Below are 26,575 nucleotides of genomic sequence, written 5' to 3'. Positions count from 1 at the left end.
GTGAAATATGGAATCAATAATCGCCACTCGCCTTTCCACGCTCGGCCATCCGCAACGGCTCGCGATTTTTCGCCTGCTCATGCGTCGGTTCCCGGATGTGGTGCCCGCAGGGGAAATTGCGGAGGTTCTGGGTCTGAAGCCTTCGACCCTCTCGGCATATCTCTCTGCCCTCGTTCAGGCCGGACTGGTCACCCAAGATCGCGCGGGGACATCGCGGCGCTACGCCATCGACATGGCAGAGGCGCAGAACACGTTCGACTATCTTCTTTCCGATTGTTGCCGGGGTCGGCCTGACCTCTGCACGCCTTTTTTCTCTCCAATTCATAAGGAAAGCCCCGCTATGGACGACGCGCGGTACAATGTTCTCTTTATCTGCACGGGAAACTCGGCCCGTTCGATTTTTGCTGAATCCATATTACGCAAGGAGGCTGGCGACCGGTTCAATGCGTTCTCTGCGGGGACCAAACCCCACTCGGAGCTGAACCCGTTTGCGATAGAGGTTCTGGCCAGCAAAGGGCACGATATTGATGTGCTGCGTGCCAAGAATGTGGATGAGTTTCGTGCGCCGGACTCGCCCAAGATGGATTTCGTCTTTACGGTCTGCAATCAGGCCGCCAACGAGGATTGCCCCAGTTGGTCGGGCCAACCCGTCAGCGCCCATTGGGGCATGGAGGATCCGGTCGCCGCAGAAGGGACCCTCGCCCAGAAACATCTCGCGTTTCAGCAAGCGTACGGTGCGCTCCGGAACCGAATACTGGCCTTTTCCGCCCTCCCCATAGCATCGCTGGACCGGCTCTCGCTGCAGAGCGCTGTGGATGACATCGGGCGCAGCAAGACCGGAGAGCCCGCATGACGGTATATGCGCTCAACGGGCTTGGCCGGATCGGAAAGCTCGCACTTAGGCCCCTGCTGGAACAGGGGGCGGAGATCGCTTGGATCAATGACGCTGTGGGCGATCCGGAAATGCACGCCCATCTGTTGGAGTTCGACACCGTTCACGGACGTTGGGACGCAGAGTTTGCATACGACACTGACAGCGTGACAATCGACGGCGTGCGGCTGCCATTCATCGGGGCCCGCGACCTGCACCAACTTCCTCTGGACGGGGTAGATGTGGTGATCGACTGTACCGGTGTTTTCAAGACGGAGGCAACGCTGTCTCCCTACTTCGAGGCGGGCGTAAAGAAGGTTGTCGTCAGCGCCCCAGTCAAGGACGGAAATGCCGCGAACATCGTCTATGGCGTGAACCATGAAACCTATGACGCAGCCGAGCACAGGATCATTACAGCGGCGTCCTGCACCACCAATTGCCTCGCGCCGGTGGTCAAGGTGATCCACGAAGGCTTGGGCATTCGCCATGGGTCCATCACCACGATCCATGATGTGACCAACACGCAAACCATCGTGGATCGCCCGGCCAAGGATCTACGCCGGGCGCGCTCCGCCCTCAATTCGCTGATCCCCACGACGACGGGAAGCGCGACCGCGATCACGCTCATCTATCCGGAACTGAAGGGGCGATTGAATGGCCATGCGGTGCGTGTGCCCCTGCTGAACGCCTCGCTTACCGACTGCGTCTTTGAGGTGGAGCGGGCAACGACGGCAGAAGAGGTCAACGCGCTTTTCAAGGCCGCGGCAACGGGTCCGCTTTCCGGCATTCTCGGGTTCGAGACGCGGCCGCTCGTCTCTGCGGATTACACGAACGACACTAGGTCAAGCATCGTCGACGCTCCTTCGACCATGGTCATCAATGGAACGCAGGTGAAGATTTACGCGTGGTACGACAATGAAATGGGCTATGCCCACCGTCTGGTGGATGTCGCGCTCATGGTTGGGTCGGGACTTTGATGAGAAGCGAGGGGCTCTCTGCATATATCGCGGTTACGGCGGCCTATTGGGCGTTCATGCTGACCGACGGCGCATTGCGCATGCTCGTTTTGTTGCACTTTCACACACTGGGGTTCTCGCCGGTACAGCTTGCCTATCTTTTTGTGCTCTACGAACTTGCGGGGATGATCACCAATTTGGCGGCGGGGTGGATCGCCGCGCGCTTCGGGCTGGTCACGACGCTTTATGCCGGGCTCGCCATACAGGTCGCGGCGCTCGTTGCGCTGGCCCAACTCGACCCGTCATGGACCTTGGGCCTTTCGGTGGCGTTCGTCATGCTGGTTCAGGGCGCGAGCGGCGTGGCCAAAGACCTTGCAAAGATGTCGTCGAAATCGGCCGTGAAGTTGTTGGCGCCGACGGGGCAGGGCGGGCTCTTTCGCTGGGTCGCGATCCTCACCGGGTCCAAGAACGCGGTCAAGGGCGTCGGGTTTCTAATTGGTTCCGTCTTGCTGGGTACGGTGGGATTCGTCTGGGCCGTGCTTGCCATGGCCGCGGTTCTATTGCTGATCCTGATCATGCTCGTGTTCGCCATGCCGGGCGGGCTTCCAAGGGGGCGTAGGGACGCGAAATTCTCCGAAGTGTTCTCCAAATCCGCAAACGTCAACTGGCTGTCTGCTGCTCGGGTTTTCCTCTTTGGCGCGCGGGACGTGTGGTTTGTCGTGGGCATTCCGGTTTATTTCTATGCGGTGCTTTCAGACGGTACAGAAGAGGGCAATCGCGCCGCTTTCTTTCTTATCGGCACCTTCATGGCCCTCTGGATCATCCTTTATGGCGCGGTACAGGCCGCAGCTCCACGAATACTGAACGCCGCCAATCGCCCCGAAGGCGATCTTGTGAGCGCCGCAAAGAGTTGGGCGGCGGTTCTCTGTCTGGTGCCTTGCGCGCTGACTCTGGCGGTGCTCCTTTCCCCCGAGCCTCAACCGTGGCTGACGGTAACCCTTGTTGCGGGGCTGCTGATCTTCGGGGGCGTTTTCGCCGTGAATTCGTCGCTGCATTCCTATCTGATCCTCGCCTTTACCAAGGCGGAGCGGGTCACGATGGATGTGGGCTTCTACTACATGGCCAACGCGGCCGGGCGGCTTGCGGGAACCGTGCTCTCGGGGGTGACCTATCAAGTTGGGGGGCTTGCGCTCACCCTGGGAACCGCCGCGGCGATGGTCGCGATCAGCGCGCTTGCCGCAGGCCAACTTCACCCTGAACCGAGCGAGGCAACTCCCACATGAGCGTCTTTGAACGATATCTGACTTTGTGGGTGGGGCTGGCGCTCGTCGCGGGAATTCTGCTCGGCTCCCTTTGGCCCGGCCTAGTCGCTGCTATTGCCGCGGCCGAAATCGCCTCAGTCAATCTCGTGGTCGCAGTGCTGATATGGGCGATGGTCTATCCGATGATGGTGGGTGTCGATCCCAGTAGCCTGCGCAATGCCGCTCGCCAATCGAAAGGGCTTTTGATCACGCTGGTGGTCAACTGGTTGATCAAGCCTTTCACCATGGCTGCGCTCGCGGTGCTCTTCTTCGAAGGCATTTTCGCCGACCTGATCGACCCGGCAGATGCGCAACAGTACATCGCGGGGCTAATCTTGCTGGGCGCGGCGCCCTGCACAGCGATGGTTTTTGTCTGGTCGCAACTGACCAAAGGGGATGAGACCTACACCCTGCTTCAGGTATCTGTGAACGATCTGGTCATGGTGGTGGCCTTCGCGCCGATCGTGGCATTCCTCCTTGGCGTCACGGACATCGTCGTCCCGTGGGAGACGTTGCTGCTCTCTGTTGCGTTGTTTGTGGTGCTGCCACTTGCGGCAGGGATCTGGACGCGCAAACGGCTTGGCTCTGCAAAGCAGATCGCGGCATTTCAGGGGCGGGTGAAGCCGTGGTCCATCGTGGGTCTGATTGCGACGGTCGTGATCCTGTTCGCCTTGCAAGGGCAGGCGATCCTCGACCGCCCGACGGTCATAGCGCTCATCGCCGTTCCGATCGTCATTCAGTCCTACGGGATCTTTGCATTGGCCTATGCAGGGGCGTTTCTGCTGCGCGTCCCGCACAAGATCGCGGCCCCATGTGCCCTGATCGGAACGTCCAACTTTTTCGAGTTGGCGGTGGCCGTCGCAATCAGTCTCTTCGGATTGAATTCCGGCGCAGCGCTCGCAACGGTCGTCGGTGTGCTGGTGGAGGTGCCGGTGATGCTCTCCCTCGTCGCCTTCGCAAACCGGACGCGCGCCCGGTTCCCTAAGCCCGCCGAGGGAGAGTAGCCGTGCCTAGAGAAAGTCGTCGCGGCGCGGGGTGAAGCAATCCACCAGTTTGCCCGGCTCAAGGCAAAGGCATCCGTGGCGCAGGCCCGAGGGGATCACAAAGCTGTCCCCCGGGCCAACTTCCCGGACCTCCTCCCCAAGGAAGAAGCGGAACCGACCGCTTTCGACGAAGGTGGATTGTACATGCGGATGGTCGTGCAGTGCGCCCTCGGCGCCCTCCGCATCGAAGCGGAAGGCGACAACCATGAGATCCGGGTGATCCGCGAGCACTTGTCGTGTGACGTTTTCGCCAGTTTCGACGACAGGAAAATCGCCCATTTGGCCCTCCTCAGCTGAAGATCATGCCGCCATTGATATCGACATTTGCACCTGTAATGAAGCCAGAGTCGTCGCAGGCGAGAAAGAGAACCAGATTGGCGATATCCTCGGAAGTTCCCTGCCGTTTGACGGGCACAGACGCTTCGAAAGCGCGGCGCGCTTCGTCCTTGGTGTGCAGATTGTGAAAATCGGTATCGATCATGCCGGGGCAAAGTGCGTTTACTCGAACCTTGGGGCCAAGCTCCTTGGCGAGACCACGGGTCAGGGTCATGACGGCTCCCTTTGAGGTCGCATAGCTCACCGAACCCGGCCCGCCCCCGTCGCGGCCCGCTTGGCTTGCGAGGTTGACGATCGCGCCGTCGGTCAGATGGGGCAGGCAAGCCTTGATCATCAGGAACGTGCTGGTGAGGTTCAACTCCATCACCGCTTGCCAGTGTTCGAGCGTGGTGTCGGCGAAGCTCTTCCGCGCGATAATGCCGCCTGCATTGTTCACCAGAACATTGATGCCGCCAAACTCGGCCACCGTTGCCTCGACGAGAGCATCCACATCCGCGGATTTGCTCAGATCGCCTTGGAGTGCGATGGCCTTACCTCCCGCTTCGCGGATCTCAGCGACGGCGCTGTCTGCGCCTGTGCTGCTGGAAAAGTAGTTGATGACGACGTTTGCGCCTTCTTCCGCGAGCTTCAATGCACAAGCCCGACCGATATCCCGGCCACCTCCGGTAACGATCGCTGTTTTACCCTGTAGTTTCATATGACTATCCTTCCCTTGGTATATTCCATGCCGACCTCTGAGGCGACACGATCGCTCTTCCGAACCTCCCCACCCAATGGGCAGGGGCGCGATTCGAGCGAATTCCCGTCTGGTATAGTCAGGGGAAAACTGGAATACTAGTATGTGTAATTCGGTTGCGTGTAGCGATTGCTTCGGGTCCGTTAGGGCTGCTGACCAGACTGCGGGGGAGGATGCTTCATGGCGCAAATCAAGGAACTCGGCGGGCGCCGGACGACGGTCAACGAGGTGTTTGACTACCTTTATGGCGAGATAGTCTCACTACGTTTGCGCCCCGGCGACAAAATCTCAGAAGCGGATATCGCGGCGCAATTCGGGGTTTCGCGCCAGCCGGTTCGCGATGCGTTCAGCCGACTCCAGAACATGGATCTCATCCTCGTGCGGCCCCAACGGGCAACGGAAGTCCGGCGGTTCTCCCGCAGGGCTGTGACCAAGTCCCGCTTTCTGCGCGTTTGCGTTGAGAAGGAAGTGCTGCAACGTGCCTCGGCCCGATGCTCGAAGGCCGATGCCAAGCGCTTGCGCGCATCGCTGGAGCAACAGGGCGCTGTCGTAAATGGGGATGACTACGGGGCCTTTAGCGTTCTGGATTATGCGTTTCACCGTATCTTGTGTGAAATCGCGGACGCGGATTTTGCCTATGATACGATCGCGCAGGAAAAGGCCAAGGTGGATCGCCTGTGTATGCTCAGCCTGTCGCGTGAGTCGCGAATGCCCGATCTGCTGCTTGATCACGAAGAAATCGCCGAGCGGGTGATTGCGGGGGACGCAGCCGGCGCCATGGAGGCGGGGTTGCGCCATCTTTCGCGACTGGATGAGACGATAGCGGCAATTTTTGCTTCTAATGCCGGGTACTTCGACGAGGAAGCTCCCTGAGCGGGTGCACTCGCCGCCTAGGCGGGAAATGCACTTCGATGCAGAAATAGGGGCCACCATCAAAATTCGTTGACTGATAAATTCATACTAGTATACCAGATGAGCGGGCCGGGTTCGGTCCACCGGCCAAAAAGGGGGGCGACCACGTCCTGAGGAGAGGCCGGAGACGATAACGATCAGGGAGGATCGAATGTCTTATTCAAAGAAGGTTATGGGTTTCGCGTCGCGAGCCATCATGGGCGGGGCGCTTCTCGCAGCGGCCACCAGCGCCTCCGCGCTCGACATGCGCGGCTGGAACATCCACGTGGAAGAATACCCGGTTTCCATCGGCATGGAGAGCTTTGTCGCAGAAGTTGCCGATAAGACTGGCGGAGAAGTTACGGGCAAAGTCTACCACAATGGCGTCCTCGGAAGTCAGCCCGACGCCATCGAACAGATCCGCCTCGGCGTGATTGACTTCGGTGTCTTCAGCCTTGGGCCGATGGGTCAGTCCGTCCCGGAAGCCAACGTTGTCTCGCTGCCGTTCATCTTCAAGAGCATCCCACAGATGTATCGCCTCATGGACGGCGAAGTCGGCGATGCCATTGGCGAAGGCATGAAGGCAAAGGGCATGGTGCCGCTCGGGTGGTACGACGCCGGAGCACGCTCGTTCTATAACTCGGTTCGTCCCATCAACTCACCGGCAGATGTCGAGGGTCTCAAGGTTCGCGTGATGAGCAACGACCTCTTCGTCAAGATGGTCGAGTCCATGGACGGCAACGCGACGCCAATGGCGTTTTCCGAGGTGTACCAGTCCATCAAGACCGGTGTCGTGGACGGAGCGGAAAACAACCCGCCCTCCTACGAATCCACCAACCACTACGAAGTGGCCAAGTACTACTCCCTGACCGAGCACCTCATCATTCCTGAGTGTCTCTGCATGAGCCTGAAGACGTGGGAAAAGCTGACCCCCGAGCAGCAGGAAATCGTGATGGCTGCAGGCCGGGCGAGCGCCGATGAACAGCGCAAGCTTTGGGCCGAGCGTGAGGCCGCAAGCATGGAAACCGTCGCAGCCGGCGGTACCGAGGTCAACAAGATCGCGGACAAGGCCCCTTTCCAGGAAGCCATGGCGCCCGTCTATGAAGCCTTTCTCTCGGAACGCCCCGAGTTGACGGACCTCGTCGACATGATCCGCAACGCCGACTGATCCCGGCATGACAAAAAGCTCGCCTTCCGTGGTGGAAGGCGAGCTTCACAGCCGGACATTCGATGGAATATCCCATGACCCGATTGCCCATTTCCGCCCGCATCGAGGTGTTTCTCGATTACATCCGAACCCTCTGCGAGATTATCGCCGGCATCGCGCTCGTGGTCCTCATCGCGACGTTCGGTTGGTTGGTGTTCGGGCGCTACGTGCTCAACGTAACCCCGACCTGGGTCGAACAGCTTGCGCTGCTTTTGATCTGCTACATTGCCTTTCTCGGGGCTGCTGCAGGGGTGCGCGACGACAGCCATATCGGTGTGACCGTGTTTCGCGACATGATGCCCGTCACCGCGCAGAAGGCCCTCATGATCGTGATTGATCTCATCGTTGCCGGGTTCGGCGCCGTGATGCTTTTGGCCGGTAGCACCCTGATGAGCTTTGGGTGGGATACCCTGCTGCCGATGCTCGATATCCCCGAGAGTTTTCGCACGCTCGCCATCACGTCCTGCGGGGCGCTTGTCCTGCTCTTTGCTGGTGTGCGCGCATTGCTTCGCATTTCCCGGTTCCGCGACTGGAACCCCAACGCCGCTATCGAGGATATCTGACCTTGGGGCTTTTCATTCTTCTTGCCGTCTTCGGTGCCGGTATCGTCATCGGTGCGCCAGTTGCCTTTGCCATGGGCATCGCCGCCGCCTCGGCCTTCTGGTACGAAGGCTTTCCGATGCTCATCACCTTTCAGCGGGCCACGTCGGGTGTGACCGTCTTTTCGCTGCTGGCGATCCCCTTTTTCATCTTCGCCGGTGAACTCATGCTTCACGGCGGTATCGCCAAGCGTCTGGTGCGGCTCGCCTCGGCGCTCGTCGGCCACCTCAAGGGCGGGTTGGCGATGGTCAACATCTTCTCCAGCATGTTGTTCGGTGGCATCTCCGGCTCTGCGATTGCCGATATCTCCGCGCTAGGATCGTTGCTCGTCCCGGTGATGAAGGAGCGTGGATATCGCCCGGATTTCGCCGTGAACGTCACCGTGACATCCTCGATCGCGGGTATCGTTATTCCGCCCAGCCACAACATGATCATCTTTGCGGTGGCCGCTGGCGGCGGGATCTCCGTTTCCAAGCTCTTCCTCGCTGGCGTCATCCCCGGCATTCTCATGTGCGTGAGCCTCGCAGTCGCCGCATATATCATTTCAGTGCGCCACAACTATCCGGCGGAGCCATTTCCCGGCTGGCGCGCTGTGGGTCGGGCCGCTGCGGATGCATTGCCCGGTTTCATGACGGCAGTGATCATTGTCGGTGGAACGCTTTCCGGCGTCTTCACGGTAACGGAGTCCGGTGCATTCGGTGCGATCTATGCGCTCCTTCTCACGATTTTCTACTATCGCAGCCTGACCCTGTCGGGCTTCATCACCTCCGTCGTGGGCGCTGTGCGTACAACCGCCATGGTGATGATCCTGATCGCTTTTGCCAGTTCCTTTGCCTATCTTCTCGCGCTTTATCAGGTTCCGGCGAGGTTGAGCGATCTGCTGGTCACGATTTCGGACAACCCGATCATCATCCTGCTGATGATCAACGTCATTCTTTTGGTCCTGGGAATGATCATGGACATGGCGGCCCTGATCCTCATCTGTACGCCCATCTTTTTGCCCATCGCCAAGGGGCTGGGGATGGATCCCACACAGTTCGGTATCATGATGTTGATCAACCTCGGACTGGGCCTCTGCACGCCGCCGGTGGGTACGTGTCTCTTCGTGGGCTGCGCCGTCGGGCGGATCAAGATGGAAGACGCGCTGAAATCGATCTGGCCGTTTTACCTCGCAATCCTCGTGGCGTTGTTGCTGGTGACATATGTCCCGGGGATCTCTCTCTGGCTACCCTCGCTCTTGGGCTGACAATGTGGGCCGGAGCAAGGGTGCTCCGGCCGCTAGCCTGGCGAAAGACCATGCGTGCCAGCCCTTCGGCGGCATGGCCAATCGACCTCCGTCGTTTTTCCCTTTCTCTGCATTCTTTGGAACCCGCTCCGCCCGAGGGCCGTTGGTTCGGCATGCGCCGAAGAGCGCTCGTGCAAACGAACCAAAGTTGAAAAGGGGACATATGTGGAACGCTTGGCACAGAGACTCCGACTAAGAACGGACCCGACGATCTTCTTCATTTCAGCGGGTCTGACCGTGGCTTTCGTTCTGCTTCTCGTGATTGCGCCCGGCCCGATCGGAGATGCCTTCGCCGCCGGACGATCGTGGATCGTCGCCAATCTCGGCTGGTTCTTCATCTTCGGTGTGAACCTGTGGTTGGGGTTCCTGATCTGGGCTGCCATGTCGCGCCACGGGCACATCCGCTTGGGTCCCAAGGGATCGCGGCCTGAATATAGCAACCTATCTTGGTTCACGATGCTCTTTGCCGGTGGGATCGGCACCGTCCTGATGTTTTGGGGCGTCGCCGAACCGATCAGTCACTTTCAGTCCCCCCCACTGCCGGGGGTTGAGCCGTTTTCGGAGCAGGCCGCACAAGACGCTATTTCCATCGCGATTTATCATCTCGGCCTTCATACGTGGACCATTTTCACGCTTCCCGGTCTGGCCTTTGCCTATTTCATCAACCGCTATGACCTGCCTGTGAGGGTAAGCTCGGTATTCTATCCGCTGCTGCGTGAAGGCATCCATGGCCCCATCGGCAAGGCGATTGATATCGCTTCGATCCTTGGGACACTCTTCGGCGTCGCCGTTTCGCTCGGTCTCGGCTCATCCCAGATTGCGGCCGGTCTTTCTGCCCTTTTTGGCTGGGAATCCAACACGTTCCTGAAGGTCATGATCCTTGCCGTTCTGACGGTTGTGGCCGTGGGCTCCATCGTGGCCGGTCTCGACAAGGGCGTGAAAATGCTCTCGAACATCAATATTGGCATGGCCGTCGGGCTTATGGTCTTTGTCCTTTGTACTGGGAGCACGCTGTTCCTGTTGCGGGGGATGGTCGAAACCTTCGGGCTTTACTTCGAGAATTTACCGCGGCTCGCGTTTTGGAACGACATGCTCGCAAACGGCAACCCCACAACCGATGAGTGGGGGTGGCAGGGAAGCTGGACCGTTTTCTATTGGGCTTGGACGGTGACATGGTCGCCCTTCATCGGTCTCTTCGTCGCGCGGATCTCCCGTGGACGGACGATCCGTGAGTTTGTCTTTGGCGTTTTGCTTGCCCCGTCACTCTTCACGCTGGTCTGGTTCTCAATTTTCGGTTGGCAGGCGATGGCATTCGACGGGATCGGGGAGGCCGCCCGGAGCGCCATGGGGGAAAGCGCTGGCGAAATCAGTCGCGCTGTTTCCGAAAGCGTACCGCTGGCCATGTTCGCCTTCTTTGAGCATTTCCCCTTCACGGACCTCGTTCAGGGACTCGCTGTCGTGATTGTCGCGATCTTTTTTGCGACATCCTCGGATTCCGCGTCGCTGGTGGTGGATATGCTCTGCACCGGCTCGTCAACTCCGGGGCCGGTTCACCAGCGGGTGTTCTGGGGCGCGGCAGAAGGGCTCGTGGCGGCGATGCTGATCGTGCTTGCGGGGGATGCGGGACTGACCGCGCTGCAACAGGTCATCACAGTGGTGGGCCTTCCGATCTTCCTGCTGGTGAGCATGATGATCCCCTCGCTGATACGCGGTTTTAACCGCGAGGAGATTGATCACATCTCAATCGGAAAACGCCCCGAACTTGAGGAATTTTGATACTCTGCCGCGGGGGCGTTTGAACAGCGTCCCTGCGGCCGGCTCACAACGCTCACAAATCCAAATTTCAGACGGAGCATGTCAAAAACCCCGCGCAGGATACTGTTCCTGGGCGGGGTTTCTTTAGCCTAATTGCCGGGGCGACGCCCCAGGGCCTGCGGGTTCAGTCAGAGGACGAACCCTACGATTGCCACAACGATTACGACGAGGCCGACAAGGTAAATAATAGAATGCATGGTTTCCCCTTTCACTTACTCCGACGACTGCGTCGGTTGGTGCTTTAACGGGGGGCGGGGCATTTTGTTCCCGCCAGAGAATAAATGCCTTGATGCAAGAGCCCGAGATCCGGGAGAACAATGGCCATCAAACATACCAGAATGAGCGCGTTCCCCGAACGGCAGCGGGGCCCCAGGCCCGAAGGCGGAGCCCCGTGGCAGATCATTAGCTGAACAGCATACCGCCGTTGATATCGACGTTCACTCCGGTGATGAACGCAGCATCGTCCGAGGCGAGGAAGGCAACTGTGTTCGCAATATCATCCGGCGTGCCCTGGCGCTTGAGCGGGGTGGCCGCCTCGACATTCCGTCGCACTTCGTCCTTTGTGAAGACGTTGTGGAAGTCGGTGTCGATCATGCCGGGGCAGAGCGCATTGACCCGGATGTTCGGCCCGAGTTCTTTTGCGAGGCCACGCGTCATCGTCATGACCGCGCCCTTTGCTGCCGCATAGGCCACGGCCCCCGGTCCGCCGCCATCACGGCCTGCCTGACTGGCCAGATTGACGATTGCGCCGTTCTTCATGTGCTTGAGGCTTTCATGGATCATCAGAAAGACGCTGGTGAGGTTGAGGTCGATCACCTTCTGCCAGTGATCAAGCGGCATCTCGGCGATGGATTTACGCGCCAGCAGGCCGCCAGAATTGTTTACCAGTACATTCAAGCCGCCGTAGGTATCGACCGTTTTCTGAACGAGCGCTTCGACCTGCGCGGGATCGTTGAGATCTCCCTGCATCGCGAAGGCTTTGCCGCCCGCGTCCGTGATCTGTTTCACCACCGCCTCTGCGCCAGCAGAAGAGGAGAAGTAGTTGATCGCAACGTTTGCCCCTTCGGCGGAGAGCTTTCGTGCGCAGGCTGCGCCAATGTCTCGGCCCGCGCCAGTTATGATGGCAGTTTGTCCTTGGAACCGCATTCGAAGTCCTTTCTGAGTATCAGGCATCGACGGTTTCGCCGACATTGAAGGTTTTGGGCACGACGACCTTGAAGCTGCGTCCGTCGGCGTCCGTGAAATAAAGATCGCAGTCGTATCCCTGGTCATCCAGAAAGCTGAAGATGCGTCGTGGAGCGCTCAGCGGATAGGGCACCAGAAGGGTCGCGATCCGGTGCCGAATGGCCTTGGGGTAGGAAACGGAAAGACAGGTTGAAATCGGCAGGCCGTCGTAGTCCTTGGGATCGACATCGGGGAACCCTGTGTGCTGCGATAGTTTTGGCGCGCCGGCTTCGGACCAAAGAACCTGACCGTAAAAGCCCGCGCGTTTTCCCGCATACCGGAAGGTCGTCTCGCCAAGGGTCATCTTGTCATTGGCGTGGAGCAACCAGTCTACCGAGACCGGTGTTTCTGCGTCGACGCTGTCGACAATCACGAAAAACTCTCCGTTCACGAAGTGTATTTCGCGCTCTGCCTTGGTGATCTCGGGCGACAAGGTGCGATATGCGGCGGTCGCGTCACCGTGGATATAGATATGATCCCCGCGATCCTCAGCCGTAATGATGCGCCCTGTGGATGCCATGGCTTGCGCCTTGTCCCGACCCGCATATTGACCCTTGCCGTCGATCAGGATCGCATTCTTGGACCGTGTCTGACGGCGCCAGTTTTGATGCATGGAGGAGTTGAAGGCGACATAGTGCCCCGACTGGATCGCCAGATCCTCGCCGAAAGCTGAAAGGCAGAAGGCGTTCTGGTCCCCGTGGCTATGGCTGATGGAACCGTAGGGCGAGGATTTGAACACGAACTGAATGTGGTTGTCCGGATCATGCATCTGCTCCTGTACCGCGACCCAGCCGATCCCTGCGAAGTGGCGCATGCGATCGCCTTTTGCGGGCGGTGCGCCTTCGACAATTGGAAAATCGGTGCGATAGGTCAGTTCGTCGAACCGGAAATCCCACCAACCCCAGTTGTAGAACGCCATTTCGGTTCCGGGATTGGTGCGCGTGATCTCGTCGTAATACCACTGATAGGCGGGATTCCCTGTGACGCCTGCAAACTGCCGCAGGTTATAGCCCAGCTTCACAGCGGGAAGGTCGCCCATGGTGCTATCGTCCCCGAAGGTGGCGCGGCGGGTGTCAGGGGCTTTGGTGTAAAGCGGCATGTCCCCGGTCTTTTGAAAGAACGGGCGCTTGTAGAGATCAATGCCCGACCAGCCGCGCAGCAGGTTCGCCGCATCAATCAGATAGGCCATCCCGGTCATCCAATAGTGCGGCCCCTCCGCCCAGCCCCCATCGGGATCGCCCCATGGGGAATAGACGGTGAAGAGAAACTCGATTGAGTAGTTCAGCCATTCCTCGGCCTCGGGCGCGTCATCCAGCAAGGCGATGGAGGCGGGTACAAGCACGGCAGAAACCGCACGTACGGCGTGGCTGTCGAAAGGGAAGAGATGAATGCGGGCGTGTTTGATGATGTGATCGGCCGTCTCGCGAGTGCGGACAAGAAGCGCCTCGCGCACCGTCGCGCGCTCTTCCTCAGTCAGGTCGTCATGAAGCCAGTCATATCCCCATGCTAGCGCGAGGTTGACCCGAAAGGCCCATTCGTCGGTATACCCGCGCGAGGTGGTGCCCGATGGGTTCCAGGCAGCAGCGGAGAGAAGCCATTCCTTGGCGCGTAGCGTCATCGCTGCGTCGTTCGTCACCTTGCCGCCGATGGCCAGATGCCGGATCGCATAGAGCAGTTCCTGACAGTCGATATAGGTCTGGCGCCAGATCGGGGCGACACGTTGATGGTCGGGATAACCTGCGGGCTCTGCCATGATCTCTTTGTCCATCCATGGCAGGACCGACAGGCGATAGAACGTATCCCACGTGCAGTGTGCAGGATCCGCCGCCACCGCGCTGCGGAAACCCGGCAGCTTTTCCGGCGTCATCCAAAGCCTGGGATGGGCGCGGGGCGCTTGGGCCAGTCGCGTCCCGGCAAGGGCAAGGGGCGTTTCGGGCAACCCCTCCGGTACGGTAAAGCTGCGCGTCGAGCTCCATTCCGTCACGGGAGTGCCGGAGTCGTCACACGCAGCATAGGTCCAATAATGCGAGCCGGCGGGCAGGGGCGCGTCTGGGGTAAACATGTTCCAGCGCAGCGGCCCGTAGGTCTGGGTTTTGCTAGCTGGAAATTTGGGGTCTGCCGATATCCGCAACAGATAGCGGGCCTCGTCCTCGATCACCGGGAGCCAGGTGAACCGAGGCGGGTTCTCGGTCAGCTCGGTTTCTGCGGTCGGGGCATATTGTATCGTGAGACGACCCGCGCGCGGTTCGTCAAGCATGGGAATGGTTTGGCCGGACATGGGGGCGTCTTTCTTGTCTGCGGTTCGAGAAAATGCGGGCACGGAGGGAGAAAACCGTGCCCGCCGTTCGGGCCGTCTGGATCAGCCGTATTGGCGGGCGTAAGCCGAGTTCACCGCCTCAAGGACTTTCTGAAGGCCCATCTTGTTGAGAGTTTCCATGTAGGACTCCCAATCGCTCTCCACGTCGCCGGATCCGAGGATCCACGCCTGCTGTCGCTCAAGCATGTAGGCTTGGATGGACGGCCAGTACTTGTCGTAGACGGCCTGTTCGCTTTCGTCGAAGGCGACGCCGAGGAATTGGTCTACGAGCAGGTCATGCGCATCATAGAGTTCGATGCCCTTGCGCGCAGCTTCTGCGGTCCACTGCCATTCATAGCGATAATCCATCCAGTAGCCGCGATAGATCTGGGCACCGATCTCGTACATCTGGGTGTTCACGGGGCGTCCATTCGTCAGGAGCTCTTCCTTGAAAATGGGCTCCCCGTCGATAAGGTCGTAATGCTCACCCTCGATGCCGAAGTTCGACAGCAGGCGACCCTCTTCGGTGAACCAGTAGTCAAAATAGCGGATCGTCTCGACCGGATGCTCGTTTGTGTAGGAAATCGCCCAACCGTCAGGTTTGATCGGGATGCGGCGATGCTCTTCCATGCGAACGCCACCTGCGGATTTAGGCGGCAGCACGGGGGCGAAATCAAACCCCGGGATCGTCTCGGAAAGGGCTGCGTTATAGCCTGAGGTAGAGGCAAACCAGTCATGGGTCATCCCGCCGAGGTTCTCGGACAGAAGGTATTCGCGCGAGGAGGAGCCGCGTGTGAAAATCTCCGCGTCGATCAGGCCTTCGTCGTACCATTTGGCTATATTCGCGATACCGGTCCGATAGGCTTCCTCAGCGTAGGGATGTGCGATGGTGCCGTCATCCTTTACGTAGAAGTCGTGATAGGTATCAGATCCCGAGGACCGCGCGTCCCATAGTGTCAGAAGGCGGAGCACTTCCTCCCAGTCGCGGGCGAAGTAGGGAACTTCGTCGGTCTTGCCGTTGCCGTTGGGGTCCTGATTGCGGAAAGCTGTCAGGACGGCGTAGAGGTCTTCGACCGTGTCGGGCTGTTCCAATCCCAGTTGGTCGAGCCAATCCTGACGCACGAACCACGCCCGGCCATATTTCCCGTCCGGGAGATACGGAATGTAGTACATCTGGCCATCGTAGGCCGAGATTGCCTGACGCAACTCGGGGCGCTCGTCGAAGAATGCCTTGATGTGCGGGGCATGCTCCTCGATGAGATCGTTCAGCGGGAGGAATGCGCCCTGAGGGCCATATTGGTTGACCGGCTGCTGAATGCGGTTTCCACCAACGATGTCAGGCAGGTTGCCCTGAGCCAGAAGCAGGTTCATGGCTTCGTTGTTGTCCTTGGTGTTCTTGCCGGACGTCGCGTCGATCAGGTGGATGCCGGTGCGCTCACGGGCGGCCAGTTCGACCGGGTAGTCTTCCTGATAGCCTTGGCTGCGCGGCCAGTGCATGTGGATAGTCAGTTCAAGCGGCTCGTCGACGATAGGCAGTTGATCCTCGGCCCAGACGGGCGCTGTGAGCATCGTGCTGGCGAGTGCTGCTGCGGTAACTGTTTGGATACGCATGAGGTGTCCTCCCTGACTGCGTGAGAGCATCATTCCTTCACTCCTCCGAGAAGGATGCCCTTGGTGAAGTACTTCTGTAGGAACGGGTAGATGAGTAGGATCGGGATGATCGAACAGACGATGATCGCCGCACTTACGGTCTCGACGCTGTAGCTCGCCGTCAGCAGGGTCGATGCAAACTCCTCATCGTCGGTCAACTCCGAGATGGTGTGGCGCAGGTAGACCTGAAGTGGGATTTTGTCTTCGTCCTGCAAAAGCACCATCGCCCAGAAGAACCCGTTCCAGCGAGAGACGATGCAGAAGAGAGCGACCGTCGCGATGGCTGGTTTGGAGAGCGGTACGAAGACCTTCCACAGAACCTGAAACTCGGTGGCCCCGTCCATGCGGGCGGCTTCTTCAAAGCTTTGCGGGATTCCTTCGAAGAAGTTGCGCAGCAAGATGATGTTGAAGCCGTTGACCGCGAAACCGATGATGATGCCGAGGTAGCTGTCGAGCAACCCAAGGTCACGCATGTTGAGAAAGAACGGGATCAGGCCGGCGTTGAACCACATGGTGAAGGCCACCGCGAGGTTCCAGAATCTCCGCCCGTAGAGCTGGGAGCGAGAGAGCGCATAGGCACCGGGGATGATGAAGGCCAGCGACGTGAGCGTACCAAAGATCGTGTAGATGAACGTGTTCTTGTAGCTGATCCAGAACATCGGTTCCGCCAGAACCCGCTTGTATGCTTCCAAGGTCCAGCCGACTGGTGTCAGGATAACGTTTCCTGCGCGGGCCTCGAAGCCGGAGCTGAGCGACAGGGAAGCAATGTAGATGAACGGGTACAACGTGGAGAGCGCGAAGAGCCCGATCAGAACCATGTTGACGATGACGAAAAGACGGTCGCCGCGGGAATAGAGATGGAGCTTGTTCATACCGACCTCACCACAAGGATGTGCGCGAGAAGCGCTTGGAAACCGTGTTGGCCGAGATCACGAGCACGAAGGCCACCACCGCGTTGAAAAGTCCAGCTGCCGCGGCCAGGTCGTATTGCCCGCCCTGAATGCCTTGCCGGTAGATGAAGGTGTTCACCACGTCCGCCGTCTCATAGGTGGCGGGCTGATAGAGCAGGATGATCATCTCAAAGCTCACCTCGAGAATGTTGCCGATGCGGATGATGAGCATGATGATGATGGTAGGCAGGATGCAGGGAACCGTGATCTTCCAGATCATCTGCCAACGGCTGGCCCCATCGACCACGGCGGATTCATAGAGCGTGGGGGAGACCCCGGCGATCGCCGCCAGATACACAATCGATTGGAAACCCGCTTCTTGCCAGACCCCGGTACCGATGAAGATCGGGCGGAACCACTCCGGCTTGGTGAGAAAGTAGATCGGCTCTACCCCGAACCAGCCGAGAAAGGTGTTGATGATGCCGGCTGAGGGCGAAAAGGCCGTCATGACGATACCCGCGATAATCACCGAACTGATGAAGTGGGGCAGATAGACGATCGTCTGGGCGGTCTTTCTGAACCAGGCGTTCAGCACCTCATTGAACATCAACGCCAGTATGATCGGTACTGGGAAGCCAAAGAGCAGCCCGTAGGCGCTTATGATGATGGTGTTCTTGAGCGCGCGGATAAACTGGTCGTTGTCGAAGAGGGAATAGAAATGCTCCAGCCCGATCCATGGGCTTCCTTCTATACCGCGAAAGATCGAGTAATCCTTGAAAGCGATCTGAAGCCCGTACATCGGTTTATAGAGGAAAACGAGCAGCCAGATGATTGTCGGCAGCAGCATCAGGTACAACTGCCATTCGCGTTTGAAGTGATCGCCTAGACGTTCGATCCGGCTTGGCCTGCGGTGGCGCTGTGCCTCGCGCGCTTCGATCACCAGTTCTTCGGTGCGATTGCCTTGTATTTCTGGCGTGTGGGTCATGACGTGACCCTCTGGCCGGGCAGGGCGGCACCGGTTTCGGCGTCGAAGATGCGCAGCAACTCCGGGGCGATCGTAAACCTCGTGATATCACCGTTCGTCGGAGGGCGGCCGATGGTCTCGGCGCGAATGACGAAGGGCTGACCGGCGAGTGTCGCATGGATCAGGGCCTCTGACCCGAGGGTCTCCACAAGGTCCACGTCCACGTCCACGCTTCCCGAGCAGGGAGCTTCATGCAACGTCACGAACTCGGGCCTGATACCCAAAGTGATTGTCATGCCAGGCTGGATAGCGGCCAGTTGGGGCAGGGGAAGCCGGTTGCCTTGAAACTCTGCTTGCGGACCTTCATCGCCGGCGACGACCGTTGCCTGCACCATGTTCATGGGCGGGGAGCCAAGAAATGCAGCAACGAAGGTATTGGCGGGGTTGAGGAACAGATCCATGGGCGTGCCGATCTGTTCGATCCTGCCGTCATTCATGACGACGATGCGGTCCGCGAGGGTCATCGCCTCAACCTGATCGTGGGTCACATATATCGACGTCGCGCCCAGCCGTTTGTGCAAACGCTTGATTTCCGCCCGCATCTGGGTGCGCAATTTGGCATCGAGGTTCGAAAGGGGCTCATCAAAGAGAAAGACCTTGGGGCGGCGAACGATGGCGCGCCCCATGGCAACTCGTTGCCGCTGGCCCCCGGAAAGGTCGGCAGGCCGGCGGTCGAGGTATTCCGTCAAGCCGAGGATGCCGCCCACCTCGTCGACAGCGTCCCGGATTGCCGCTTTCGGTTCCTTGCGGATGCGCAGACCGAACGCGATGTTTTCGGCGACGTTCAGGTGTGGATAAAGCGCATAGTTCTGGAAAACCATCGCGACGTCTCGATCCTTCGGGGCGACGCGGTTCATCTCACGTCCGTCGATCGTGAGGCTCCCCCCGCTGATTTCCTCCAACCCTGCGATCATGCGCAGCGTCGTAGATTTGCCGCAGCCGGAGGGACCTACGAGAACGACGAATTCCCCCTCCTCAACGTCCAGCTCAATGCCGTGGACGACCTGAAGCTGACCATAGTTCTTGACGATTCCATCGAGACGAACGCCGGACATCGCTTCCCCTCCCAAAGATGCGGGGCCCGGGTTTGGGCCGCTTCTGCACGATGAAAGGTGAGCCGATTCTCCGCCTAAGTCAATACTTGTATCCAAGTTTGGATACTAGTACTGTATCCCACAAGAATGATGTCGTTCCTTCAAGAGTTTACGGGTCAAGCTGGTATTTTCTGATCAACGCAGGCTATAACGGCATCGCCGCCAAGGAGTGATCATGAGCAAAGTCGCAACCCTGCCCGAGGATCGGCGCAACATCGTCGATGACATCGCCGAGTATCTCTATCGAGAGATCACTTCGATGCGCCTGCTGCCGGGGACGCGGATTTCGGAGACGGATATCGCGGCGCAGTTTGGCGTATCGCGCCAGCCCGTGCGTGACGCGTTCCGGCGGCTCGAAAGTATGGAACTGATCCTCGTTCGACCCAAACGGGCGACTGAGGTTCGAAAGTTTTCGATCCAAGCTATTGAAAAGAGCAGGTTTGTGCGGGCCTCTATAGAGGCGGCTGCGCTTCGGAAGGCTGCGGAGCACTGTGATGTGGCTGGAGGTTTTCAGCTCGATTCCTGTATCGCGCTTCAGCAAAAGGCTCTCGCCGAACGGGATTTTGGGGCATTCGGCGCGCTGGACTACGATTTTCATCGCGCCATTTGCGAAATTGGACGGGTTCCCTATGCCTTCGAGGTGATCAAGGCGGAGAAGGAAAAGGTGGACCGGCTCTGCATTCTGGGCCTGGCCAAGGAGCAGCGGATGCCGGAATTGATCCGGGATCACGAGGAGATTGCCCGGGCCATAAAGGCAGGCGATGCCGAGGCGGCGGTTGCCGCGGGGATGCGGCACCTTTCGCGTCTGGATGATACCATCGCCGCAATCCGCGTGAACAGCGCCGCATATTTCGCCGACGACGAAACCTGATCTCTTCACGTTCGCCACGGGACGCGAAGAGACCGGCGAAAAATTTACACTTGTATCCCAGTTCACATACTACGAAAGTACCTCGGTACGGGCTAAAGTGATTTCTTCACCACCAACGATAAGGATGCGCGCGTGAAACGGTCGGCGACGCGTGATTGGCGCCAACTCCTCGGGATGGCGTGGCCTATGGCTTTGCGGATGCTCATGCTTCACGGCATCGTCGTGGTCGATGCGTGGCTTGTCGCGTCACTGGGCGAGGAAGCCCTCGCTGCAATGGGGCTCGCCAGTGCGGTAGGGGGGCTGTTGCTCGGAGCGCAAAACGCGTTTTCGAATGCGGCACAGATCCTCGTCGCGCAAGCGTGGGGCTCTGGCCGGCCAGAGGCATTGCGCAGCAACTATCGGACGTCCGTGCTGATCAACCTGAGTGTTTGCGCGATCGGCTTGGGTTTCCTTGCTCTCTCAGCGGAACCTATCTTGCGCGCCTCCGCGCATAGCGAGGAGGTGTTTCTTGGGGCGAGGAACTACCTGCTGATCTTTTCGGGGGTGGTGATTGCCGAAGCTTTTGGCCAAAGCTTGTCCGCCTTCTTCAATGGGTGCGGGGAAACGCGCGCCCCGTTCTACAGCTACGTGTTTTCGGTCCCAATCAATATCGCGCTGTCATACGCGCTGATCCACGGCGTTTGGGGCATGCCTGCGCTTGGACTTGCCGGCGCCGCCTTGGGGAGTGTGGTCGGGTCAGCGGTTCGTGCCGGGTATCTTCTGTTTCGTGTCAGTCAGGACCAAGGTCACTGGCGTTCGGCGCAGTTGGAGCCGCTCTGGCCAGCGGCTCGCCGCCATTTGGCCTTTGCCCTCCCGATCGCGGCGACCTTCTTTAGCGCGCAGGCATCAGCCAGCGTTTGCATGCTGATTTATGCGGCCTACGACGTCTATCAGTTTGCGGCGCTGACCTTGATGCTGCCGTGGGTGCATGTCGCTGGAACCTTCGGCATGGCGTGGGCGCAGGCAACAGGCATCGTCGTCGCCCAGCATTTGGGGCAGGGGGGAGGACGCGCCAAACTCGATGCTTTTCTCTGGATGGCTTGGAGGGGGGTGATGGTCAGTTCCCTCGCAGTGGCGGCTATCTACGCCTGCGTTGTGCTGTTTGCCGGAGAAATCTATGACGGGATTGACGGGCGGACGCGCGCGGCGCTTCTGACATTTCTGCCGACATTGCTGCTGCTGCCGTGGCCAAAGAACTCCAATGCAATTTGCGGCAATACTTTGCGCGCAGCGGGCCGCACTGTCTACGTCATGCATATCTTTGTTTGGCCACAATGGGCCTTCAAGGTGCCGCTTAGTGCGGCAATGGTTCTGTGGTGGCACGCACCGGTCGGGTGGGTCTTTGCGATCCTTTTTGCCGAAGAATTGCTGAAGTTCATCCCGTTTCATCGCGGGCTGCTTTGGGGTGAGTGGAAAAGAAGCCTCCCCGATTAGACGTTCGTTTGACGCGGTGTATTTAATGCGCTGCGCCATTAGAACGAGGTGTAACAACCGTAGAGGGAGAGTGTTGTAGCTTTGGGTGTATACGCTTACTATTTGCTCCTCTCTTCCTGCTCTGGCGAAGGCCTCCAATGCCCCTCCCGTACATGTTCTATCCCGATCATTGGGGGCACCCCTCAGCATCCTGCTTGGGCGCCTCGTGAGTAAAGAATGCACATCGCAGTTCCGATATGCGCACTAGGTTGATTAAACGGTGCGAGAAAAGAGCTTTGGCATGGCGCGTGATCGTTTGATTGGCCTTGCCGGGATCCTGTTCGCCGCGACCGTATGGGGCACGACAGGCACGGCGGCGACGTTTGCCCCCGACGTAAGCGCGGCCGCAATAGGTGCGGCGGCAATGGGTGTAGGGGGCTTGGCCCAAGCCCTGCTTGCTGCACGTGGCATCGCGCGATCTCGGGCAAGGCTGTGGGAGCATTGCTTGCTTTTGCTGAGTGGGGCGTTTGCCGTGGCGTTGTACCCTTTGGCGTTTTATGGCTCCATGCGGCTCGCAGGTGTCACGGTGGGAACGGTTGTTACGATCGGCTCCGCTCCGTTGCTTTCCGCCTTGATCGAATACGCATTGGACAGAACGCATCTGACCTGGCGTTGGGCCGTCGGCGCGATCGTAGGTTTGACGGGGATCATCCTGATCTGCATCTCAGAAAGCGCGCCGACGGAGGCATTGTTGGACGGTAACTCGACATTGCCAGGCGTACTTCTGGGGCTGGTCGGAGGTCTGACCTATGCCCTCTATTCGTGGACGGCGCGGGGAATGATGCTCCGCGGGATTCGGTCGTCGGTGGCGATGGGGGCGACATTCGGATTGGGCGGTCTTTTCCTCATGCCGGTCCTCTACGCTCTTGGCGGTCCCTTCCTTGCATCGTGGAGCAATATGGCCGTCGGGATCTACATGGCGGCCGTCCCGATGTTTCTGGGGTATATCTGCTTCGGCTTTGGGCTCGCTCGGGTGAAGGCGAGCGAAGCCACAACGCTGACCCTCCTGGAGCCTGTTGTGGCTGCCATGCTCGCGGTTTTGATAGTGGGCGAACGGCTGCCTCTATCAGGCTGGATCGGTGTCGCGCTGGTCGTGGGGTGCTTAGGGATCGTGTCGACGCAGGCTTCGGCGCCGGCACAGCCCGGGCATGGCGGCCCGCGCGGGAAGTGAACCCCTCGGGAGAAGGCGGTATTCAAGCATCGGCAAGGTTGTGCTCTGGCCGATGCATCAGGCGGTCCAGCGATCGGGGCGCTTCCAGCCAGTGCTCCGAACGGCTGCCTCGATGTGTGAGAGCTACCAAGGTGGATCTCAAGAGAGTTGTGCGAGCCTCTGGACTGCGAGCGTCGCCGGTGGCCAGTCCCGGGCCGCGTCCTCGAAGGCCTGGGCACGCGCTTGCCGAGCGGCGGGGGTGGGGAGAGCGTCGAACCAGTCGCGGTTGGCCGTCAGGATCACCTCCCGCATTGGGCCGTGGCGGGTCGCGCGCCACGGATCGCGTGGGCCTTCGGCCATGCGCTCCTTGATCTGCTTCTTTCGGCGCCGCCGCGTGAGGGTTTCGATCTCGTCCGCGAAGTTCTCGGCCTTCATGTCCTCGATCATCGCGATCGTCTGAGCTGCCCAATCCGCCTCGCCGATCACGGGCCGGTTCAGGTGCGAACGGGTGGGATCGACATGGCCGAGGTCACCGCCGTTCCGGGGGCGATGCTTCTCATAGCCACCGATATCCTTCGGGAACAAACCCTGGAAGCGACAGACGATGGCGAACTTTGAGCAGGACTGGTGGACCACGGGGAACATCTCCGGAAGGACAGGAGACGGGGAGATGTTGTTGACCTAGGCGATCCGGAAATCGCGGTTCCTTCCTTGATGCGTCGCGGGGTGTGAGTGGCCCTCTACTCACTATGGCACCACCTCGCGCCGGCGGTCCAATGTCGGCTACGAGGTTCATGTCCGTCGCCGGACAGACTACCTCTCGGCGGGATTGAACGAGCCAACGCGCTTCGTAGGCGCGCGCCGGCTGCTCGTGCCGCTGAAGCACAGCGGCTTCGCCGTGTGCCGGGCCACCGGTTCGGCCGTGCTCGGACGTCTCGCTGGGTCAGAGGCCGATGAAATACTGCATCCGCGCCCGAGTCTGGCTGCGCCGAAACCTCGTCCGCGTCGCGATTGTCGTGCCGTTGATCGTCCACGGCGCTCTGCTGATCTGTCCGGGCCCGTAGGTCAGGCGGGGTGCGAGCTGCTTGGCCCATCGGGATGCGCGGGAAGACCTAACTGCCGACGATATATCTTCGCAGGCGCTGGAGAATGTGGAGCAAAAAGTGGAGCAAATTCACGGGCATCTTCGAGCGCATCTCGCTGAAAAGCCTTGTTTTCTTGGGTATATGCGCATTACGCTTAGGTAAAAATGGCGGAGAGACAGGGATTCGAACCCTGGGACCCCGTGAAGGGTCAACGGTTTTCGAGACCGTTTTTCGGTCGAGGGGTGCACTCAGAGGGTCATATTTTATTGACTCTACAATGGCGGAATCCGCAATTTCGGCGGGCTGAGCGGGGCAAGACGGCATAGTCGGACGGCATAGCGGACTTCGCTCGCGACACGGACACAGGAATGTCGTCAAGGTTGGCCAAGGAGTGTCCGAAGGCCCTGGAACGCACTCACGACCTCGTCCCGCATGAACTCTGGAATAGACGTCGCCAAGGTCTCCCCCTCGTCGACAAATACTGCGGCTTCGTCCAGTCGGGCCATTTCTATGTGCAGCGAACTACTCAAATACAAGGCGACGCACAGGTCCCGCAGGCTCTCCGGCGTCTTCAGGCGCTCCGCCAGATCGCGGTGCCGGGTTAGGACTGGGCCAAGAATTTCGAGGGCTTCAGCTACACGGCCCTCATCACGCAGCAAGCTGGCACACTCGTTGAGCACCCCACTTGTGATCTCGTTCGCCGCAGCGGGATCGCGCCGGTGCACCACATAAAATTTGGATGCAGCCTCTACCGCAGCTTCGTGCGAGTAGCGTCCTGCCTCCGCTTGTGCAAGATGGGCCAGCGCGAGCAGATGGTAATGACGGTCCTCAGGGTCATCTTCGGAAAATGTCTGCGCCGCGATTCCGAATGTCAGGACCTGTTCCTCGATACCTGCGCTTGCGCCGATGTTCTCCAGCCGGGCGCGGAGCGTCGCCCTTAAAGAATTGCGAAGGGCATCCTCCCCCATCAGCACCTTCAGCGATCGACGCCGATGCTCGGCTACGATGTAAAACAGGCGCTCGGTGAACTCCGAAATCTTCTCCCGGCGCGGCGCCGAGATCATACTGTATGGGTTGGCCGCTTTCGCGAGGGCGTCGCCGCGGCCTTCCCCGAGATGCAGACAGGCGAGATCATCGACCAAGTCGGAGACGAAGCGAATGCCATGCAGACTTGCAAGGCAGAGCGCTTCCTGCACATCCTCGGGCGCATCGCGCAGTCGGCGCAGCACGACCTTGAAGATTTCTTGGGTCTCTTCCAGAGCCTCGGAGAGTCCTTGCGTCGTTAGCGCCGCCTGCGGATCGAAGTCCTCGAAGAAGTCCTCGTTTTCGCGAAGGAACGCGATGATTTGTTCAAGGTGACGCGGATTGCCTCCGGCATGATCGAGCAGGGCTGACACTTGGTCCGGCAGTAGTCCGGGAAAGGTTTCCAAGAGGGCGTCCGACAGATCAGGCACGACCGGCAGGTCGATCTCCAGAGTGTTGCCGGTGTTCAGGAACCCGCCAGGCAACCCTGCCGCCGGCCCGTTGTCCGCGGGGGTCCGATCACGGCCATGGTGCAGGATGCCCGCGAAGCAGCGCTCGGTCTTCATGAACTCCGGGGAAAGATCGCGTTTCCAGTGCGTGACAAGGACCAAGACCGGCTAGGACTGGGTCATCGCGGTATTAAGCAAGCGTTCCGCGAATACCGACAAGCCTGGATCGTCTGTCGAGAACTGCGCATTGTCGATCAAGATCACCCCCGGCGTCTTCGCGTAGGTGTAGGACCGAGGATTGAAGATGCTCTCCAGATCTTCCATCACGGCGTCGACCCGGCTCATCGATCGCTTGGCTTTTTCCTCGCGGGCGTCGTTGGCGGATGATCCAAGCGTTCCCCGGAGAATACCTACTGTCTTCAGCAGCTTTCTCCGACAGAAATCACTGTGTCGTAGCCACTCCAACTGGCGGCCTCGCCCTTTGCCACGTCGCGCCAGACATCCATTATGGCCTTACCGGAGCTCATCATCCGGGCGCGCAACGTTAGTGCAACGAGGTGCGGGGCGAGGAACTTGTCGTAGGTGGCGATGGCATCGCCAGCGATGCCGTTCTCTACGCCCTTGTCCGATGCTCTTGGCCCCCACCAAAGATATGGGATTGGCACACCGTAGCGACAGAAATCGGGATCGGGATTGACGTCGATGCTGCGGTCGAGGACTTCGACCGTGTCGGGCCAGTAGCCGTCACGTCCGCGCCCATCGACGGTCTCGCTCAGCCAGCGGTAGAACTCCAGCGCCAGCCGGGTCTTCCCCACGCCGCGTTCTGCATTCAGTATTACAAGCTGCGGTTCCGGCGCCTCGATCTTGCTTGCGCGCTGCCAGCGGTCGATGATCTGCGCCATCTCATCGGCGCGGCCGCAAAATCGCTTGAAGGAACTTCCCCGAGATAATCGCTGGTCCTATCTTCCCAGCGTAGGAAGAAGTCATCGAACTTGGCAAGGCTCATGGCGCGTGATCAGTGCGCTGCGCTGAATTCGGTATTGGCGACTACAATTCGATCTCGGCAGGATTCGAACCTCCGAGTGACGGTTTTCGAGACCGTTTTCAGCTTATCCTTGTGCGCCAAGGGCCTTATTTTATTGGAGCCCCGAAAGCAGGATGCGCGACAACGGCACTCTCGACAGGGTAGGGCGGCATAGTTAGGCGGCATAGCGCCGGTGCTCTCCCAACGCGACGGAGGGGCCAACGAGATCGACTGAGATTGCC

24 protein-coding genes are annotated in these 26,575 nt (G+C 59.5%); 12 read left to right on the top strand and 12 right to left on the bottom strand.

Going from position 1 to position 26,575, the window contains the following annotated elements; translation table 11 throughout:
• Positions 1–7: 7 nt before the first annotated feature.
• The 4 genes from BM234_RS09130 to arsB are packed head-to-tail and all read left to right on the top strand — an operon-like array spanning position 8 to position 4,132.
• Complete coding sequence (locus tag BM234_RS09130; protein ID WP_092063606.1) at positions 8–853, top strand: arsenate reductase/protein-tyrosine-phosphatase family protein; 846 nt, start codon at positions 8–10, stop codon at positions 851–853.
• Complete coding sequence (locus tag BM234_RS09125; protein ID WP_092063603.1) at positions 850–1,848, top strand: ArsJ-associated glyceraldehyde-3-phosphate dehydrogenase; 999 nt, start codon at positions 850–852, stop codon at positions 1,846–1,848. Before BM234_RS09130 ends, BM234_RS09125 begins: the two co-directional genes overlap by 4 nt.
• Positions 1,848–3,110 (top strand): organoarsenical effux MFS transporter ArsJ, encoded by a 1,263-nt coding sequence (gene arsJ / locus BM234_RS09120; RefSeq protein ID WP_092063600.1) that lies wholly within the window; start codon positions 1,848–1,850, stop codon positions 3,108–3,110. The genes BM234_RS09125 and arsJ overlap by 1 nt, the downstream gene beginning before the upstream one ends.
• Entirely contained in the window at positions 3,107–4,132 is a 1,026-nt protein-coding gene (gene arsB, locus BM234_RS09115; RefSeq protein ID WP_092063597.1) for an ACR3 family arsenite efflux transporter, read from the top strand. Before arsJ ends, arsB begins: the two co-directional genes overlap by 4 nt.
• A gap of 6 nt (positions 4,133–4,138) precedes the next feature.
• Here arsB and BM234_RS09110 read toward each other — a convergent pair whose 3' ends face one another.
• Together BM234_RS09110 and BM234_RS09105 are read right to left on the bottom strand one after the other, a co-directional pair.
• Positions 4,139–4,450, bottom strand: coding sequence for a cupin domain-containing protein (locus BM234_RS09110; RefSeq protein ID WP_092063594.1), 312 nt, complete (start codon positions 4,448–4,450; stop codon positions 4,139–4,141).
• Positions 4,451–4,460: 10 nt separating this feature from the next.
• Positions 4,461–5,204, bottom strand: coding sequence for an SDR family NAD(P)-dependent oxidoreductase (locus BM234_RS09105; protein ID WP_092063591.1), 744 nt, complete (start codon positions 5,202–5,204; stop codon positions 4,461–4,463).
• A 219-nt stretch (positions 5,205–5,423) separates the two neighbouring features.
• Here BM234_RS09105 and BM234_RS09100 point away from each other — a divergent pair, with 219 nt between their 5' ends.
• The 5 genes from BM234_RS09100 to BM234_RS09080 all read left to right on the top strand — a co-directional run bounded on the left by BM234_RS09100 (position 5,424) and on the right by BM234_RS09080 (position 11,002).
• Positions 5,424–6,116, top strand: coding sequence for a GntR family transcriptional regulator (locus BM234_RS09100; RefSeq protein WP_092063588.1), 693 nt, complete (start codon positions 5,424–5,426; stop codon positions 6,114–6,116).
• 190 nt (positions 6,117–6,306) lie between these two features.
• Positions 6,307–7,302 carry a TRAP transporter substrate-binding protein gene (locus BM234_RS09095; RefSeq protein ID WP_092063586.1) on the top strand — a complete coding sequence of 332 codons (996 nt, stop codon included), beginning with the start codon at positions 6,307–6,309 and terminating at the stop codon, positions 7,300–7,302.
• A 74-nt stretch (positions 7,303–7,376) separates the two neighbouring features.
• Positions 7,377–7,904: a TRAP transporter small permease gene (locus tag BM234_RS09090; protein WP_092065130.1), complete on the top strand. Its 528-nt coding sequence runs from the start codon at positions 7,377–7,379 to the stop codon at positions 7,902–7,904.
• Between the two features lie 2 nt (positions 7,905–7,906).
• A complete protein-coding gene (locus BM234_RS09085) occupies positions 7,907–9,187 on the top strand; it encodes a TRAP transporter large permease (protein ID WP_092063583.1) in 1,281 nt (426 codons plus the stop codon).
• A gap of 204 nt (positions 9,188–9,391) precedes the next feature.
• Positions 9,392–11,002 (top strand): BCCT family transporter, encoded by a 1,611-nt coding sequence (locus tag BM234_RS09080; protein ID WP_092063580.1) that lies wholly within the window; start codon positions 9,392–9,394, stop codon positions 11,000–11,002.
• 441 nt (positions 11,003–11,443) lie between these two features.
• On the opposite strand, the gene BM234_RS09075 is transcribed toward BM234_RS09080, so the two are convergent.
• The 6 genes from BM234_RS09075 to BM234_RS09050 all read right to left on the bottom strand — a co-directional run bounded on the left by BM234_RS09075 (position 11,444) and on the right by BM234_RS09050 (position 19,180).
• Complete coding sequence (locus BM234_RS09075; protein ID WP_092063578.1) at positions 11,444–12,187, bottom strand: SDR family NAD(P)-dependent oxidoreductase; 744 nt, start codon at positions 12,185–12,187, stop codon at positions 11,444–11,446.
• A gap of 19 nt (positions 12,188–12,206) precedes the next feature.
• On the bottom strand, positions 12,207–14,543 hold the full coding sequence (locus BM234_RS09070) for a DUF4962 domain-containing protein (RefSeq protein ID WP_092063575.1): 2,337 nt from the start codon (positions 14,541–14,543) through the stop codon (positions 12,207–12,209).
• Positions 14,544–14,624: 81 nt separating this feature from the next.
• A complete protein-coding gene (locus BM234_RS09065; RefSeq protein ID WP_092063572.1) occupies positions 14,625–16,172 on the bottom strand; it encodes an extracellular solute-binding protein in 1,548 nt (515 codons plus the stop codon).
• Between the two features lie 29 nt (positions 16,173–16,201).
• Entirely contained in the window at positions 16,202–17,083 is an 882-nt protein-coding gene (locus tag BM234_RS09060) for a carbohydrate ABC transporter permease (RefSeq protein WP_092063569.1), read from the bottom strand.
• A gap of 7 nt (positions 17,084–17,090) precedes the next feature.
• Complete coding sequence (locus BM234_RS09055) at positions 17,091–18,086, bottom strand: ABC transporter permease (RefSeq protein ID WP_092063566.1); 996 nt, start codon at positions 18,084–18,086, stop codon at positions 17,091–17,093.
• Positions 18,083–19,180, bottom strand: a complete 1,098-nt coding sequence (locus BM234_RS09050) for an ABC transporter ATP-binding protein (RefSeq protein ID WP_092063563.1) — start codon at positions 19,178–19,180, stop codon at positions 18,083–18,085. The genes BM234_RS09055 and BM234_RS09050 overlap by 4 nt, the downstream gene beginning before the upstream one ends.
• A gap of 214 nt (positions 19,181–19,394) precedes the next feature.
• On the opposite strand from BM234_RS09050, the gene BM234_RS09045 reads away from it, so the two are divergent.
• The 3 genes from BM234_RS09045 to BM234_RS09035 all read left to right on the top strand — a co-directional run bounded on the left by BM234_RS09045 (position 19,395) and on the right by BM234_RS09035 (position 22,773).
• Positions 19,395–20,090, top strand: coding sequence for a GntR family transcriptional regulator (locus BM234_RS09045; RefSeq protein WP_092063560.1), 696 nt, complete (start codon positions 19,395–19,397; stop codon positions 20,088–20,090).
• A gap of 132 nt (positions 20,091–20,222) precedes the next feature.
• Positions 20,223–21,563, top strand: a complete 1,341-nt coding sequence (locus BM234_RS09040; RefSeq protein ID WP_092063558.1) for an MATE family efflux transporter — start codon at positions 20,223–20,225, stop codon at positions 21,561–21,563.
• Positions 21,564–21,843: 280 nt separating this feature from the next.
• On the top strand, positions 21,844–22,773 hold the full coding sequence (locus BM234_RS09035) for a DMT family transporter (protein WP_092063555.1): 930 nt from the start codon (positions 21,844–21,846) through the stop codon (positions 22,771–22,773).
• Positions 22,774–22,911: 138 nt separating this feature from the next.
• Here BM234_RS09035 and BM234_RS09030 read toward each other — a convergent pair whose 3' ends face one another.
• From BM234_RS09030 to BM234_RS09020, 4 genes are all read right to left on the bottom strand, one after another.
• The gene (locus BM234_RS09030; RefSeq protein WP_217645965.1) at positions 22,912–23,388 is read right to left on the bottom strand and encodes a plasmid recombination protein; all 477 of its coding nucleotides are present in this window, start codon (positions 23,386–23,388) and stop codon (positions 22,912–22,914) included.
• An 823-nt stretch (positions 23,389–24,211) separates the two neighbouring features.
• Positions 24,212–25,426: a hypothetical protein gene (locus tag BM234_RS09025; RefSeq protein ID WP_092063550.1), complete on the bottom strand. Its 1,215-nt coding sequence runs from the start codon at positions 25,424–25,426 to the stop codon at positions 24,212–24,214.
• 51 nt (positions 25,427–25,477) lie between these two features.
• Positions 25,478–25,654: a hypothetical protein gene (locus tag BM234_RS17465; protein ID WP_175501234.1), complete on the bottom strand. Its 177-nt coding sequence runs from the start codon at positions 25,652–25,654 to the stop codon at positions 25,478–25,480.
• Positions 25,655–25,728: 74 nt separating this feature from the next.
• Complete coding sequence (locus BM234_RS09020) at positions 25,729–26,211, bottom strand: hypothetical protein (protein WP_092063547.1); 483 nt, start codon at positions 26,209–26,211, stop codon at positions 25,729–25,731.
• Positions 26,212–26,575: the final 364 nt, after the last annotated feature.

The sequence above is a fragment of the Poseidonocella pacifica genome, from assembly GCF_900111875.1.
Classification (GTDB): Bacteria; Pseudomonadota; Alphaproteobacteria; order Rhodobacterales; family Rhodobacteraceae; genus Poseidonocella; species Poseidonocella pacifica.
The sequence above is the reverse complement of the archived record's forward strand: the minus strand, read 5'-3'. Positions and strand labels throughout refer to the sequence as shown.